Origin of the sequence: Actinomadura sp. NPDC023710, from assembly GCF_040639875.1 — a bacterium.
GTDB classification, from domain to species: domain Bacteria; phylum Actinomycetota; class Actinomycetes; order Streptosporangiales; family Streptosporangiaceae; genus Spirillospora; species Spirillospora citrea.
In genome coordinates, this window is sequence record NZ_JBFAGB010000054.1 from 39,933 (window position 1) to 55,384 (window position 15,452).

A 15,452-nucleotide genomic window follows, 5' to 3' on the forward strand; every position below is an offset into this window, starting at 1 on the left:
TCCCGTAGTGCAGCAACGTCGCTGATACCCGGCAGGCGAGGCCGGTGCGCTCGCCACCGGTCCGCGCCGATCGGGCGCGGGCACGATCCGTGACCTTCGGCCCGTTATCCAGGCGGCGGGGGTCGTGGACCCCACTCTCCCCTGGCGCGGCCCTGCCTCCGCCAGGGCCGACCGGCCCATCGGGCAGGAAGGGACACGGCGCGATGAGCGGCGACTACGCCAGGCGGGTACCGCCGCGTGCGCTGCCGGTCGCCCTGGCGGCGATCGTCGGTGTGCTGTACGCCACCGGCTCGCTGCTCGGCTGGGGCGGCCGTGCCTTCATCGCCTGGACCGAGGCCGGCGCCGCGGGCGCCGCCGCGATCTCCCTGCTGCTGTCGTCCCGGCGCCCCGACGGCCCGTCCGCCGAAGCGGCCGGCGCTCCCGGCGGCATCTGGCGCGCGTCCTGGCGGTGGTACGGCATCGCCGCCGCCTCATGGTTCGTCGGCGCGGTCGGCGGCGCGCTGGCCTACGGCTCCGGCCGCAGCGCCCTGTCGCTGTCGATCCCCGACCTGTTCTACCTGGTCGCGCTGGTCGCGCTCGTCATCGGCCTGGTCGCGCCGATCCGGCTGCCCCGTGACGCGGGGACGTGGCTGCGCTACGCCGCCGACACCTACGTCTGCGCCTGCGCGCTGTTCGTCCTCGGCTGGGTGGCCCTGTTCGGGAACCTGTACCACCGGTCGGGGGAGTCGCCGCCGGAGTTCCTGCTGGAACTGCTGTACCCGCTGATCGACATCGTGTTCGTCTGCGGGGCGCTGCCGTTCGTCCTCGGTGCCGCGCGCGGGCACCGCCGCCTCGCCTGGATGGGGTACGGCGCGCTGGCCGCCATCGCGGCGGCCGACATCGTGACCACGTTCGTCCGGCTGGACGGAGGCGGCTCCGCCGAGGACCCCTCCGACATCCTGCGCCTGGCCGGGCTGCTGCTCCTGCTGCTGGTGCCGTGGACGGGCCCGGCCGCCGAGCCGGCGCTGCCCGTCGACGACATCCCCGAGGACGTCGCGGCGCCCGCCGAGGAGTGCGGCCGCATGATCGGCCCCGGCCTCGCGCCCGCCGCGGTGGCCGCCGCGGCCGCGCTGTTCATCGCGGGCCACTCGATCGCCGGCAACGACGGCCTGGAGCCGGCGATCTCGATCGCCGCGGGCTCGGCCGCGCTGGTGCTGATCGCGCGCCTCGCCGCGCTGCTGCGGGAGAACGAGGCGCTGCGCCGGGCCGTGGACACCGGCGAGGAGCACTTCCGGGCCCTGTCGGAGAGCATCAACGACGCGGTGCTCATCTGCGACCTGGACGCCACCGTCCGGCACGCCAGCGCGGGCGCCCTGCGGACCTACCGCTACACCCAGGACGAGCTGCTCGGCCGCCCGCTGAACGAGATCATCCACCCGGAGGACCTGCCGCGCGTCCAGCAGGTGTTCACCGAGTTCCTGGACGAGCCGGCCGGCGACGTCGGCCCGCAGGACGCGCTGCGCGTGTCGTGCCGGCTGCGCGCCGCGGACGGGACGTGGCTGCCGACGGAGTCCACGATCTCCCGGTACAAGGGCTCGGACGGGGCGCCGTCCCGGCTGCTGGTCACCACCCGCGACCTGAGCGAGCAGGCGGCGCTGCAACGGCAGGTCGCCCATCTGACCTTCCACGACGGGCTGACGGGCCTGCCGAACCGCTCCTACTTCGAGGAGCGCACGCGGGAGGTGCTGTCGCGGCAGGCGTCCTGCGGCAAGGCCGCGGTCGTGTTCGTCGATATGGACGGGTTCACCGCCGTGAACGACTCCGACGGGCACGCCGCCGGCGACCAGGTGCTCGCGCAGGCGGCCCGGCGGCTGCGCGCGAACGTCCAGGCCGACGACACGGTGGCGCGGTGGGGCGGCGACGAGTTCGCCGTCCTGGTGCAGATCCCGCCGGACGCGCGTGAGACGCGTGCCACAGTCGAACTGGCCGGTCGGCTCCTTCGCGTGCTTTCGGTCGACCCTTACCAGGTCGGCAACAAGCACATCGTGCTGACGGCGAGTGTCGGCATCGCGTTCGCCGCTGACGCGGAGCAGCCGACCGGCGCCGGATCGGACGCGGGACGGCGGCTCCGCCGCGGCGCCGCCGAACTGATCCGCAACGGCGACCTCGCGATGGCCCGTGCGAAGGAGCTCGGCGGCGGGCGCGTCGAGGTGTACGCGCCGCACATGCACGCCGACGTCGTCCGGCGGCTGGAGCTCGGCAGCGACCTGCAGGCGGCGCTCGCCGAGGAGCAGTTCTCCGTGGAGTTCCAGCCGGTCGTCGACCTGGCCACGTCCCGGGTGACCGGCGTGGAGGCGCTGCTGCGCTGGCGCCGGGGGAGCGAGGCGGTACCGCCGGAGGAGTTCATCGGCCTGGCCGAGGAGTCCGGCCTGATGATCCCGCTCGGCGACTGGATGCTGCGGGAGGCGTGCCGGGAGGTCGCCCGCTGGCGCGGCGACTCGTGGGACGTGGGCCTGTCGGTGAACTTCACCGCCCGGCAGATCGCCGCGCCCCGGTTCGTGGAGTCGGTCGCGGCGGCGCTGGCGGAGACGGGGCTGCCGCCGCAGGCGCTCACGCTGGAGGTGCGCGAGGAGGTCCTCGTCGAGGACGCCGACCAGAACGTCGAGCGCCTGTCCCAGCTGCGCGACCTCGGCGTCCGCCTCGCGATCGACGACTTCGGCACCGGGTACGCCTCGCTGGCCTACCTCGGGCAGCTCCCGGTCGACATCATCAAGATCGACCCGTCGTTCGTGGCGGGGCTCGGTTCGGACGAGACCCTGACGCTGCTCACCCGGACGATCGTGCAGCTCGGCAGCGACCTCGGTCTGACCGTGGTGGCGGAGGGCATCGAGCGGTCCGAGCAGCTGGAGCTGCTGCGGGAGATGGGGTGCCCGCGCGGCCAGGGCTTCCTCGTGGCGCGGCCGATGGCGGCGCAGCGGGTCGAGTCGCTGGTGCGGACGAACCTCGCCGGCCAGGCCCGTCCGGGCGACGTCCCGCTCCCGCTGCCGGGGTGACCGTGGCGTGCGACACGGCCGTGCCGGGCGCGGGTGTGGCGGACGACACTACCGTCTCGACATATGAGACAAAGCGTCCAAGGATTTGACCGGTGGCCGGACATCGGCGAAAGTGGGCACGTGCAGAGCACCTCCACCATCCTCGTAGTACTTGGTCGGCGCGCAGGCTGACCAAGCTTTTCGTCCTGCGCGCCTCCCCTCGACCGCCTCACGGCGGCGGGGGTTTTTTGTTGCCCGGCGAGCCAACACTCACTCCCCAAGGAACCGCAGAATCATGACGACCGAACAGATGACGGGAGCCCAGGCGCTGGTCCGCGCCCTGGAGAACGTCGGCGTCGACACGGTGTTCGGCATCCCGGGCGGCGCGATCCTCCCGGCGTACGACCCGCTGTTCGACTCCAGGAAGCTGCGCCACATCCTCGTCCGGCACGAGCAGGGCGCCGGCCACGCCGCCCAGGGCTACGCGATGGTGACCGGCAAGGTGGGCGTCTGCATGGCCACCAGCGGGCCGGGCGCGACCAACCTCGTCACGGCGATCTCCGACGCCTACATGGACTCGGTGCCGATCGTGGCGATCACGGGGCAGGTCGCGTCCTCGCTGATCGGCACCGACGGCTTCCAGGAGGCCGACATCGCCGGCATCACGATGCCGATCACCAAGCACAACTTCCTGGTCACCCAGGCCGAGGACATCGGCCGCACCATCGCCGAGGCGTTCCACATCGCGGGCACCGGGCGGCCCGGCCCCGTCCTGGTCGACATCGCCAAGGACGCCCTCCAGGCGACGGTCGGGTTCGAGTGGCCGGTCGCGCTGCAGCTGCCCGGGTACCGGCCCGTCACCCGGCCGCACTCCAAGCAGGTCCGCGAGGCGGCACGGCTGATCGTCCAGGCGCGGCGCCCGGTGCTGTACGTCGGCGGCGGGGTGCTGAAGGCGGGCGCGGCCGCCGAGCTGAAGGTGCTCGCCGAGCTGACCGGCGCGCCGGTCGTCACCACGCTGATGGCCAAGGGCGCGCTGCCCGACAGCCACCCGCTGAACATGGGCATGCCGGGCATGCACGGCGCCGTCGGCGCCGTCGGCGCGCTGCAGCGCGCCGACCTGCTGGTCGCGCTCGGCGCCCGGTTCGACGACCGCGTCACCGGGAAGCTGGACGGGTTCGCGCCGCACGCCAAGGTCGTGCACGCCGACATCGACCCGGCGGAGATCTCCAAGAACCGGCACGCCGACGTGCCGATCGTCGGGGACGCCCGCGAGGTGATCGCCGACCTGGTCGTCGCCCTGCAGAACGAGAACGAGGCGGGCCGCAAGGGCGACTACACCGACTGGTGGCGCCAGCTCGGCGCCTGGCGCGAGACGTACCCGCTGGGCTACGACACGCCCGCCGACGGCTCGCTGTCCCCGCAGTACGTCATCGAGCGGATCGGGCGGATCGCGGGGCCGGAGGCGTACTACGTCGCGGGCGTCGGCCAGCACCAGATGTGGGCCGCGCAGTTCATCAAGTACGAGCGGCCGGGCGCGTTCCTGAACTCCGGGGGCGCCGGGACGATGGGGTACTCCGTCCCGGCGGCGATGGGCGCCAAGGTCGGCGCGCCGGACACCACGGTCTGGGCGATCGACGGCGACGGCTGCTTCCAGATGACCAACCAGGAGCTCGCGACCTGCGCGATCGAGGGCATCCCGGTCAAGGTCGCCGTGATCAACAACGGTAACCTCGGGATGGTCCGGCAGTGGCAGACGCTCTTCTACAACGGGCGCTACTCCAACACCAACCTTCACTCGGCCAAGCGGATTCCGGACTTCGTCAAGCTCGCCGAGGCGTACGGTTGCGTCGGCCTGCGCTGCGAGAAGGCCGAGGACGTCGACGAGGTCATCGCCAAGGCGATGGAGATCAACGACGCCCCCGTCGTGATCGACTTCGTCGTCCACCAGGACGCCATGGTGTGGCCGATGGTCGCGGCCGGCACCACCAACGACGACATCAAGATCGCCCGGGACATGGCTCCCGACTGGGAGAACGGAGACTGACCCCGATGAGCCTGCACACCCTCTCGGTGCTGGTGGAGAACAAGCCCGGCATCCTGGCTCGGGTCGCGGCGCTGTTCTCCCGGCGCGGCTTCAACATCGAGTCCCTCGCGGTGGGCACCACCGAGCATCCGGAGATCTCCCGGATGACGATCGTGGTGAACGTCGCCGACCTGCCGCTGGAGCAGGTCACCAAGCAGCTCAACAAGCTGATCAACGTGCTGAAGATCGTCGAGCTGGATTCCTCGGCGTCCGTCCAGCGCGAGCTCGTGCTGGTCAAGGTGCGCGCCGACGCCGAGACCCGCTCGCAGGTCCTGGAGACCGTGACGCTGTTCCGCGCCAAGGTGGTGGACGTCGCGCCCGACGCCGTCACGATCGAGGCGACCGGCAACCGCGACAAGCTGGACGCGTTCATCAGGATCCTGGAGCCGTTCGGCATCAAGGAACTGGTGCAGTCGGGCATGGTGGCCGTCGGCCGCGGTGCCCGGTCCATCACCGACCGCTCGCTGCGGGCCATCGAGCGCAGCGCCTGACCCGCGACCCGGACGCCGCCCCGCGGGCGGCACCAACACACCAACGAAAGGCAACAGCACTGTGGCTGAGATGTTCTACGACGACGCCGCCGACCTGAGCGTGATCCAGGGCCGGCACGTGGCGATCATCGGCTACGGCAGCCAGGGGCACGCGCACGCGCTCTCGCTGCGCGACTCCGGCGTCGACGTGCGGGTCGGGCTCCGCGAGGGGTCGGCCAGCCGGGAGAAGGCGGAGGCCGAGGGCCTGCGCGTGGTCACCCCGGCGGAGGCCGCCGAGGAGGCCGACCTGATCATGCTGCTGGCCCCCGACCACCACCACCGGGAGATCTTCGAGAAGGACATCAAGCCCGCTCTCGTCGAGGGCGACGCCCTGTTCTTCGGCCACGGCTTCAGCATCCGCTACGACCTCGTCCAGCCGCCGGAGGGCGTGGACGTGGCCATGGTCGCGCCGAAGGGCCCGGGCCACCTCGTGCGCCGCCAGTTCGTCGCCGGGCGCGGCGTGCCGGTGATCGTGGCCGTGGAGAAGGACGCGTCCGGCAACGCCTGGCCGCTGGCGCTGTCCTACGCCAAGGCCATCGGCGGCCTGCGCGCGGGCGGCATCAAGACGACCTTCACCGAGGAGACCGAGACCGACCTGTTCGGCGAGCAGTCGGTGCTGTGCGGCGGCGTCTCCGAGCTGATCAAGACCGGGTTCGAGGTGCTGACCGAGGCCGGCTACCAGCCGGAGGTCGCCTACTTCGAGGTCCTGCACGAGATGAAGCTGATCGTCGACCTGATGTACGAGGGCGGCGTGTCCAAGATGTACTGGTCGGTGTCGGACAACGCCGAGTACGGCGGCTACAGCCGCGGCCCGCGCGTGATCACGCCGGAGACCAAGGCCGCGATGAAGAAGATCCTCGGCGAGATCCAGTCCGGCGAGTACGCCAAGGAGCTGGTGGACGAGTTCGAGGGCGGCCAGAAGAAGTTCACGCAGTACCGCGAGGAGCTGGCCCAGCACCCGATCGAGAAGACGGGCGCCGAGCTGCGCCCGATGATGAGCTGGCTCAACGACTGAGCCGTTCCGCGGCGGCGCGGGGACCGGTGCCCGGTCCCCGCGTTCTCGCATGCCCGCGAGCCCCGCGCGGGGGGCTCGCGGGCTCAGCGGCGCAGGCGGCGGCGGATCCTGTCGCGCAGTGAGGCGGGCTCGGCGGCCTCGGCCACGAGCAGGGCCAGATGGCCGCCCTTGGTGAAGTAGACGGTGACGTCCTTCGGGCCGGCGGCCCGCCGCTGCGCAGCCGTCTTGACCCCCTCGGCGCGCGCCGAGCCGAAACGGGCCTCGCGGGTGACGCCGAGGGCGGTCGCGGTGACGTGCACGTCCCAATGCCCCGGCTCCACGGCGGCCGGGTCGGCGACGACCTCGAACCCTCCGGCGCGCCCCGCGCGGGGGTCGGCGATGAAGCCGTGCTCCTTGCCGGACGCGCGTTCCCGCAGGACGACGTCGACGGACGTCCGTCCGGTCTCGACGCGCTGGAGGGCGGCGACGCCGCGGATGCGCACCTTCCTTCCCTGCCAGCAGACGGCCTCCAGGCGGTGCTCGACGCCGACCTCGCTGGTGATGTCGGCGTCATGCCGGGAGACGCCGCGCAGGTAGGGGTACATCGCGTAGATCCGCCCGCCGACCACGACCGCGCCCGCCGGGGTCCCCTCGACCTCGTCGCGGATCATCCGCTCCAGCTCCTCGCGCAGGCCGTGCTGGATGCAGAACGCCCTGAGCCGCGCGGACGCGGGCATCGCGGCGCGGGCGGCCTCGCTCAGCCCCTCCTCGCCGAGGACGCGGCGGGTGCCCTCCACGAGCCGCTCCCGCTGGGGGCCGTCGAGGGCCAGGAAGCGGTGGTCGTACACGCGCAGGAGGTCGCGCAGGACGCTGATGGCGTTGTCCGAGGTCACGGGTCATCTCCTGATCGGCCGGGGACATCGGTCACGGTAGGGCCCAGCTCGATCGCGCACAGTGAAAACCGGACGGTGTGTCTCCCAGGATGCATACTCGGTATTGCCTGCCGCATACTCGGTATGCATACTTGGTAGGCATGTCCATCCGTCACGGTCTGCTGGCCCTGCTGTCCCAGGGCCCCCGCTACGGCTACCAGCTGCGCGCCGAGTTCGAGTCGTCCACCGGCGCCACCTGGCCGCTCAACATCGGCCAGGTCTACTCCACCCTGTCCCGCCTCGAACGCGACGAGCTCGTCACGCGCGTCGGCGCCGACGACGAGGGCCGGTTCGTCTACCGGATCACGCCGGCGGGGGAGCAGGACGTGCGGCGGTGGTTCTCGACCCCCATCGCCCGCTCCGACCGGCCCCGCGACGAGCTGGCGATCAAGCTGGCGATGGCCGTCACCACGCCCGGCGTCGACGCCGCGCACGTCGTCCAGACCCAGCGCACCGCCACGCTGCGCACCCTGCAGGACCTCACCCGCCTCAAGGCCGACGCGCCCGCCGTCCCCGCCGACCAGGGCGACCGCGCGTGGCGGCTGGTCCTGGAATCCATGATCTTCCAGGCGGAGGCCGAGGTCCGCTGGCTGGACCACTGCGAGGCCTACGTCGCCCGCGCCGAGCCCTCCGCGCCGTCCGCCCCCGCGGCCCCGTCCGTCCCGGTCGAGGCGCCCGCCCCGGCCGACGAGGAGGCGCGGCGATGAGCGTGCTGGCGATGCGGGAGGTGTCCCGCGACCACGGCGCCGGCCCGTCCCTCGTCCACGCGCTGCGCGAGGTGACGCTGGACGTCGCGGAGGGCGAGTTCGTCGCCGTGATGGGCCCGTCCGGCTCCGGCAAGTCGACCCTGCTGGCGCTGGCCGGCGGGCTCGACCGTCCCACGTCCGGGCAGGTCCTGGTGGACGGCGCCGACCTCGGCGGGCTCGGCCGGGCCGGGCGGGCCGCGCTGCGCCGCCGCAGCGTCGGCTACGTCTTCCAGGACCTCAACCTCATCCCGAGCCTCACCGCGGGCGAGAACGTCATGCTGCCGCGCGAGCTGGACGGCGCCCGCGCCCGCACGGCCCGCCGGGAGGCGCGGGAGGCGCTCGCGGAGGTCGGCGTCGCCGAGCTGGCCGACCGGTTCCCCGACGAGATGTCCGGCGGCCAGCAGCAGCGCGTCGCGATCGCCCGCGCGCTGGTCGGCGAGCGTCGGCTCGTCCTGGCCGACGAGCCGACCGGGGCGCTCGACAGCCACACCGGCGAGGACGTCCTGCGCGTCCTGCGGGCCCGCTGCGACGCGGGCGCGTCCTGCCTGATGGTCACGCACGAGTCGCGGCACGCCGCCTGGGCCGACCGGGTCGTGTTCCTGCGCGACGGCCGGATCGTCGACGCCACGCCCCGGCCGACCGGCCCCGAGAGCCTCCTGCAGGAGAAACTGTGAACCGCTACGTCTTCGCGCTGCGCATGGCCCGCCAGGACGCGCTGCGCGCCAAGGGCCGCACGGCGCTCGTGCTGTGCATGATCGGCCTGCCGATCGGCGTCGTCGTCGCCCTGGCCGTGCTGCGCTCCACCTCCGAGGCGGGGATCGAGGGGTCGTCCGGCGCCCCGAGCGGCGCCGAGTCGGCCGTGCTCGCGATGATCATCGCGATGGTCGTGCTGGAGGTCGTCCTGCTCGCCGGGCCGGCGTTCATGGTGGACGTCCGGCGGCGGCGCCGCGACCTCGCGCTCGTCGCGGCGTCGGGCGGCGCGGGCCGGCACCTGCGCGCCGTCGTGCTGGCGAGCGGCCTGCTCCTCGGCGGGATCGCCGCGGTGGCCGGGGCGGGGCTCGGCATCGCCGCCGCGGCCGTCGTCGCGCGGGCCGCGGACGGACCGGACGGCCTCGGACCGTTCACCGTGCCGTGGACCGTGGTCGCCGTGACGATGCTGCTCGGCGCGGGCAGCGGCCTGCTCGCCGCCCTGGTGCCCGCGCGCCAGGCGGGCCGGATGGACGTCGTCGCCGCCCTCGCCGGACGCCGCGAACCGCCCGGCCGGGCGCGGCGCGGCCTGCCGATCGCCGGCGGCGTCCTCGTCCTGGCGGGCCTGGCGGCGTCCCTGGAGGGCGTCCGGGCGCTGCGCGAGTTCGGCGCCGCGTTCGGCGCCGCCGCGATCATCATCGGTCTCGTGCTCGCCTCCCCGTGGATCGTCGGGACGACCGGGCGGCTCGCGCCCCGGCTTCCGCTGCCGCTGCGCCTCGCCGTCCGGGACGGCGCCCGCAACCGGGCCCGCACCGCGCCCGCGGTCGCCGCGATCATGGCGGCCGTGGCGGGTGTCACCGCGCTGGCCATCGGGGGCGTCAGCGACTTCCGGCAGCGGCAGGTGGAGTACCAGGCGCAGCTGCCCCACGGCTCGGCGCTGATCCGGCTGCCGCAGGGCAGGGACGAGGACGCCGCCGCGGCCGTCGTCCGGCGCGACCTGCCGGGCGTGCCGGTCATCCCCCTGCGCACCCTTCCCGGGCCGGACGGGGTCTGCCTGTCCGAGGACACATCGAAATGCCCCGCGCTGACCTTCTCGGCCGAGCATGACGGGGCGGCCCTGAACGAGATCCTGCCGATCGTGGTCGGCGGCGCGCGGGAGGCCCGGATGCTGCTCGGCCGCAACGACGCCGGGGTCGCGTCGGCGCTGGACGCGGGCAAGATCGTCCTGTTCCGGGTGCGTCCGCTCGACCACGGGACGGTCACCACCAAGGTGACCTACTGGGACGACGACCGGCAGCACACGATCGCGACGATCAAGGACCTGCCGGCCGTGGCCGCCCACGGCGACCCGCACGTGCCGGCCATCGTCCCGCCGGAGGCCGCGGAGAAGCTCGCCGAGAAGGCCGGCGTGCCCATCCGGACGGAGGCGTACGGGGTGGACCGCGCCGACCACCGGGTCACCAAGGCCGAGGAGGCCCGGCTGACCAGGAGCATGGAGACCTTCGGCCACGACTCCGGCGCCGTCCACGTCGAGCGGGGTTTCACCGAGTCGTTCGGGAGGATCACGCTGATGCTCGGCGCGGCCGCTGCCGTCCTGGCGCTCGGCGCCACCCTGATCGCCACCGGGCTCGCCGCCGCCGACGGCCGTCCCGACCTGGCCACCCTGCGCGCCGTCGGTGCCCGGCCCCGCACCGGACGGCTGCTGACGATGGGCCGGGGCGCCTTCATCGCCGCGCTCGGCTGCTGGCTCGGCATCGCCGGCGGGCTCGTCCCCGGCCTCGCGGTGACGCGGCCGCTCACCGACGGCGTGGAGGAGAACGGGGCCGCCCCGCACGGGACGATCGTCGACGTCCCGTGGCTGCTCCTGCTGGCGCTCGCGATCGGCGTCCCGCTCGTCGCGGCGTGCGCGGCCGGGGCGGTGACCGGCGGCCGTCCCCCGGCCCGCCGGACCCCGGGGTAGCGACGCCCGCCGGGCCGCTCGGCCACGCGCCGCCGCTGGTGATAGCGTCCGGCGCGTGGTCGAGGCGATTGCGGTGCAGGGACCGGCCGGCGGCTCCTCCGCACGCCGCGGGGGCGCCGCCCGGCGCCGGAGCGCCGCCCTGGCGGCACTGGTCGCGGCGAGCGCGCTGCTGTACGCGGCGTACTCGCTGATGCGGCTGCGCGCCTTCCGGACGGGCAGCTACGACCTGGTGATCTTCGACCAGGCGATCCGGTCCTACAGCCGGTTCGGCCCGCCGGTCGCCATCGTCAAGGGCGTCCACAACGACTTCGGCCCGGACTTCTCGATCCTCGGCGACCACTTCTCGCCGATCCTCGCGCTGCTCGCGCCGCTCTACTGGATCCACGACGGCCCGGCGACCCTGCTGGTCGCGCAGGCCGTCCTGCTCGCGCTCGCGATCCCGCCGATCTGGCGGTACACCGAGCGCCGGCTCGGCGCTCGCGCCGCCTACTGCGCCGCGGGCGCCTACGCGCTGTCCTGGCCGATCGCCGAGGCGCTCGCCTTCGACTTCCACGAGGTCGCCTTCGTCCCGCTGCTGTCGGCGCTGATGGTCGAGCGGCACGACGCCGGACGGCGGCTCCAGGCGGCCGCCGCCGCGTTCGCCCTGCTGCTGGTGAAGGAGGACATGGGGCTGCTGCTCGCGGGCTTCGGCCTCTACCTGCTCACCCGTCCCACCGGCGGCGGGCTGCGGACCCTGCGGGGACTCCTGCCGCCAGGCGACCGGCGGGCGGGTCTCGCCTACGTCGCGGTGGGGCTGGCCGCTACCTGGGTCTGCTCCCGCGTGGCCGTCGCGGCGTTCGGCGGGGACAACGACTACTACTGGGCGTACGGGGCGCTCGGCCCGGACCTTCCCCACGCGGCGGTGCACGCCCTCACCCATCCATGGGACGTCGTGCGCGTCCTCGGCGACCCGCCGCGGAAGCTGCTCACGATGGCTCTGGTGCTGCTCCCGCTGCTTCTTCTGCCGCTGGCGTCCCCGCTGACCCTCACCGCCGTCCCGCTGCTCGCCGAGCGGATGCTCGCCAGCCGGTTCGGCAACTGGTGGGAACCGCACTACCACTACAACGCCTTCATCGTCGCCGTGCTCGTCCTGGCGGCGGCGGACGGCGCGGCGCGGCTGCGCGGACGGCCCCGGATCGCGCGAGGCGCACTGGGACGGCTGCCCTCCGCCGCGCCGATGGCGGGGATCCTCGCGGTCACCGTCGCGTGCGTGCCCTTCTTCGCCTACCGCCACCTGGCCGATCCCGCGCTGTGGCGGCCGAACGAGCGGGCGCGGGCGGCGTCCGCGGCCGTCGCGCGCATCCCGGACGGCGCGCTCGTCGAGGCCGCCAACGGCCTCGGCCCTGCGCTGACGTCCCGTGCCCGCGTGCTCCTGTGGGACGACCGCTCCCACGGCGCGCCCTGGGTGATCGCCCAGGTGGAGCGGCTGGAGTTCCCCTTCGGCTCGCCCGCCGAGCAGCGGCGGCGGGTCGAGGGGCTGAAGGCGGAGGGGTACCGGGAGGTCTTCCGGAGGGACGGCTACGTCGTGCTGCACCGGGACGTCCCCGACCCCCGGGTCCCTGGTAGCGGGAACCCCTGATAAGGCGAAACGCGGCTTTTGGACGGATTGTCCGATGACCGATCATCGTCGCACGGGTAAGAATCCCAGTGAAGGTGCCGATCGGCCAATTATCCCTACCCTTTCTGGGTACTTTGCCAGATACTTGAAGAGAGTCGTTACGGCCGCGGCCGGCGCGGGAGGAACCCGTGCGAACACCCCGTGACCTCGGCCGGAGCGGGCCTTGGGGCGTGGCATGAGCGGTGTGAGGCTGAACGGCGGCGAGGCGGAGGCACCGGTGGGCGGTGGCCCGGAATTCCTCGCCCGGCGGGCAATGCGACGGGCGGGCGAATCCCCGATGACGCGCGCGGTGGACCGGGGAACCGGTCACGGCGAGGAGCCGTGACATGCCGGGGCGGGAGGGCATGCCGGGGCGGGAGGACAGGGACGTCCTGCGCTTCGAGACGTGCGGGCGGGCGTGGGTCGGCGTCCTGCGGCACGTGTGGGCGGCCGGGGAGGCGGGGCTGGAGGACGGCGGGCCCATCATCGAGGGGCCGCCGCTGCTGTTCGAGATCTGCTCCCTGAGCTGGGAGGACCCGATCCTGCGCGAGTACGGCGACCGGGCGCGGCTCGTCCGCAGGGCGCAGGAGCGCACCCGCCGGGTCGTCCGCGGGCGGTTCTGGCCGCGGCTGCACGACCTGCAGGGCCACGACCAGATCCGGTGGGTGGTGGACCTGCTGCGCGCGAGACCGTGGACCACCAGCGCGTGGATCTCGCTGACGATCCCCGGCGAGCCGGCCGACGGGCTGCCGGCGCTGACCGCGCTGTCGTTCCGCATCCGCGGCTACCGGCTGATCATGACGGCGATGTTCCGGTCGCAGAACATCCACCGCGCCTACCTGGCCTACATCCCGCTCCGCGAGGTGCAGGTGCAGGTCGCCGACGAGCTGGGGCTGCCGCCCGGGCCGCTGCGGGTGTTCGTGGACGTCCCGCACGTGCACGTCGGCGACGCCGAGCGGGTCGCGTCGGTGCTCGCCTCGGTGCCGGAGCCGAACGCCGCCTGACGAGACCGTCACAACGCGGGACGAACCGGAGTTACTGGTGGGTCTTTCCCCGCCGCGAACCGCCGCCGCCGCCGGGTTATACACTCACCGGAGGGGGCGAGGGCACGACGAGGTGACTCGCGACTTCACCTGCACAGCACACGAACACCTACTTTTTTCGAAGGACTGTTTCCACTTGAGCAAGCTCGTCGTCCTCGTCGCAGAAGAACTCTCCCCGGCCGGCATCGCCGTCCTGGAGGCCGACTACGAGGTCCGGCACGTCGACGGCAGCGACAAGGACCGGCTGCTGCCCGCCGTCGCCGACGTGGACGCCCTGATCGTCCGCAGCGCCACCAAGGTCACCGCCGAGGTGTTCCAGCACGCCAAGAAGCTCCGGGTCGTCGCCCGGGCCGGCGTCGGCCTCGACAACGTCGACGTGGAGGCCGCCACCAAGGCCGGCGTCATGGTCGTCAACGCGCCCACGTCCAACATCGTCACCGCCGCCGAGCACGCGATCGCTCTGCTCCTGGCCACCGCCCGGAACGTGCCGCAGGGCCACTCCGCGCTCAAGCAGGGCGAGTGGAAGCGCTCCAAGTACACGGGCGTCGAACTCCAGGGCAAGACCGTCGGCGTGCTCGGCCTCGGCCGCATCGGCGTCCTCGTCGCCCAGCGCCTCGCCGCCTTCGACATGAACGTGGTCGCGTTCGACCCCTACGTCCAGGCCGCCCGCGCCGCGCAGCTCGGCGTGAAGCTCGTCACCCTCGACGAGCTGCTCCGCGAGAGCGACTTCATCACCGTCCACCTGCCGAAGACGCCCGAGACCCTCGGCCTCATCGGCGACCGCGAGCTGCAGCAGGTCAAGCCGTCCGTCCGCATCGTCAACGCCGCCCGCGGCGGCATCGTCGACGAGGCGGCCCTCGACCTCGCGCTCAAGGACGGCCGCGTCGCCGGCGCCGGCATCGACGTGTTCAGCACCGAGCCGTGCACCGAGAGCCCGCTGTTCCACCACGACAGCGTCGTCGTCACCCCGCACCTCGGTGCCAGCACCCACGAGGCGCAGGAGAAGGCGGGCACCCAGGTCGCCCGCTCCGTGAAGCTCGCGCTGTCCGGCGAGTTCGTCCCGGACGCCGTGAACGTGCAGGGCGGCGCCGTGGCCGAGGACGTCAAGCCCGGCCTGCCGCTCGCCGAGAAGCTCGGCCGCATCTTCACCGCCCTCGCCGGCGGCGTCCCCGTCCGGCTGGACGTGGTGGTCCGCGGCGAGATCGCCGAGCACGACGTCAAGGTGCTGGAGCTGGCCGCGCTCAAGGGCGTCTTCGTGGACGTCATCGAGGAGGCCGTGACCTTCGTCAACGCGCCGCTGCTGGCCCGCGACCGCGGCGTCGAGGTCACCCTCACCACCAGCGAGGACAGCCCCGACTGGCGCAACGTCGTGCAGGTGCGCGGCACGATGTCCGACGGCTCCGTCGTGTCGGTGTCGGGCACCCTCACCGGCCCCAAGCACGCCGAGCGGATCATCGAGATCAACGGCTACAACATGGAGCTCGTCCCGACCGAGCACATGGCGTTCTTCTCCTACGTCGACCGCCCCGGCATCGTCGGCGCGGTCGGCAAGCTGCTCGGCGACGAGCAGGTCAACATCGCGGGCATGCAGGTCGGCCGCGACGCCAAGGGCGGCAAGGCGCTCATCGCGCTCACCGTCGACTCGGCCGTCGCGCCCCAGCTCGTCGACGCCATCACCCGCGAGGTGGGCGCTGACATGGGCCGCCGCGTCGACCTCGAAGGTTAGTCTCGACGGATGAGCTTCGGGCGGGCGTCCGGCCATGTGTCCAGCGCGGCGGCCGGACCCTGGACGTAGCGGACGGCGACGGCGGACGATCGGCGTGTCCGTCC

Annotated in this window: 11 protein-coding genes; 10 read left to right on the top strand and 1 reads right to left on the bottom strand. The window is 73.3% G+C overall.

Going from position 1 to position 15,452, the window contains the following annotated elements:
- Nucleotides 1-203: 203 nt before the first annotated feature.
- The 4 genes from AB0H37_RS40085 to ilvC all read left to right on the top strand — a co-directional run bounded on the left by AB0H37_RS40085 (nt 204) and on the right by ilvC (nt 6,639).
- Nucleotides 204-3,032, top strand: a complete 2,829-nt coding sequence (locus AB0H37_RS40085) for an EAL domain-containing protein (protein WP_360617849.1) — start codon at nt 204-206, stop codon at nt 3,030-3,032.
- Nucleotides 3,033-3,183: 151 nt separating this feature from the next.
- Nucleotides 3,184-5,055, top strand: coding sequence for an acetolactate synthase large subunit (locus AB0H37_RS40090; RefSeq protein WP_329094190.1), 1,872 nt, complete (start codon nt 3,184-3,186; stop codon nt 5,053-5,055).
- 5 nt (nt 5,056-5,060) lie between these two features.
- Entirely contained in the window at nt 5,061-5,585 is a 525-nt protein-coding gene (gene ilvN / locus AB0H37_RS40095) for an acetolactate synthase small subunit (RefSeq protein WP_329094188.1), read from the top strand.
- Between the two features lie 70 nt (nt 5,586-5,655).
- Nucleotides 5,656-6,639, top strand: coding sequence for a ketol-acid reductoisomerase (gene ilvC, locus AB0H37_RS40100; RefSeq protein WP_179833281.1), 984 nt, complete (start codon nt 5,656-5,658; stop codon nt 6,637-6,639).
- A gap of 83 nt (nt 6,640-6,722) precedes the next feature.
- Here the strand turns inward: ilvC and AB0H37_RS40105 are convergent, their stop codons facing one another.
- The gene (locus tag AB0H37_RS40105) at nt 6,723-7,511 is read right to left on the bottom strand and encodes a hypothetical protein (protein WP_360617851.1); all 789 of its coding nucleotides are present in this window, start codon (nt 7,509-7,511) and stop codon (nt 6,723-6,725) included.
- 140 nt (nt 7,512-7,651) lie between these two features.
- Here AB0H37_RS40105 and AB0H37_RS40110 point away from each other — a divergent pair, with 140 nt between their 5' ends.
- The 6 genes from AB0H37_RS40110 (at nt 7,652) to serA (ending at nt 15,348) form a co-directional block, all read left to right on the top strand.
- On the top strand, nt 7,652-8,257 hold the full coding sequence (locus tag AB0H37_RS40110; RefSeq protein ID WP_179833283.1) for a PadR family transcriptional regulator: 606 nt from the start codon (nt 7,652-7,654) through the stop codon (nt 8,255-8,257).
- Nucleotides 8,254-8,970 carry an ABC transporter ATP-binding protein gene (locus AB0H37_RS40115; protein WP_179833284.1) on the top strand — a complete coding sequence of 239 codons (717 nt, stop codon included), beginning with the start codon at nt 8,254-8,256 and terminating at the stop codon, nt 8,968-8,970. The genes AB0H37_RS40110 and AB0H37_RS40115 overlap by 4 nt, the downstream gene beginning before the upstream one ends.
- Nucleotides 8,967-10,943, top strand: a complete 1,977-nt coding sequence (locus AB0H37_RS40120; RefSeq protein WP_360617852.1) for an FtsX-like permease family protein — start codon at nt 8,967-8,969, stop codon at nt 10,941-10,943. Before AB0H37_RS40115 ends, AB0H37_RS40120 begins: the two co-directional genes overlap by 4 nt.
- Before the next feature lie 55 nt (nt 10,944-10,998).
- Nucleotides 10,999-12,561: a DUF2079 domain-containing protein gene (locus AB0H37_RS40125; protein WP_360617854.1), complete on the top strand. Its 1,563-nt coding sequence runs from the start codon at nt 10,999-11,001 to the stop codon at nt 12,559-12,561.
- 365 nt (nt 12,562-12,926) lie between these two features.
- On the top strand, nt 12,927-13,583 hold the full coding sequence (locus AB0H37_RS40130; RefSeq protein WP_229809842.1) for a hypothetical protein: 657 nt from the start codon (nt 12,927-12,929) through the stop codon (nt 13,581-13,583).
- Between the two features lie 175 nt (nt 13,584-13,758).
- Entirely contained in the window at nt 13,759-15,348 is a 1,590-nt protein-coding gene (serA, locus tag AB0H37_RS40135; RefSeq protein WP_329094175.1) for a phosphoglycerate dehydrogenase, read from the top strand.
- The last annotated feature ends 104 nt before the right edge of the window (nt 15,349-15,452 follow it).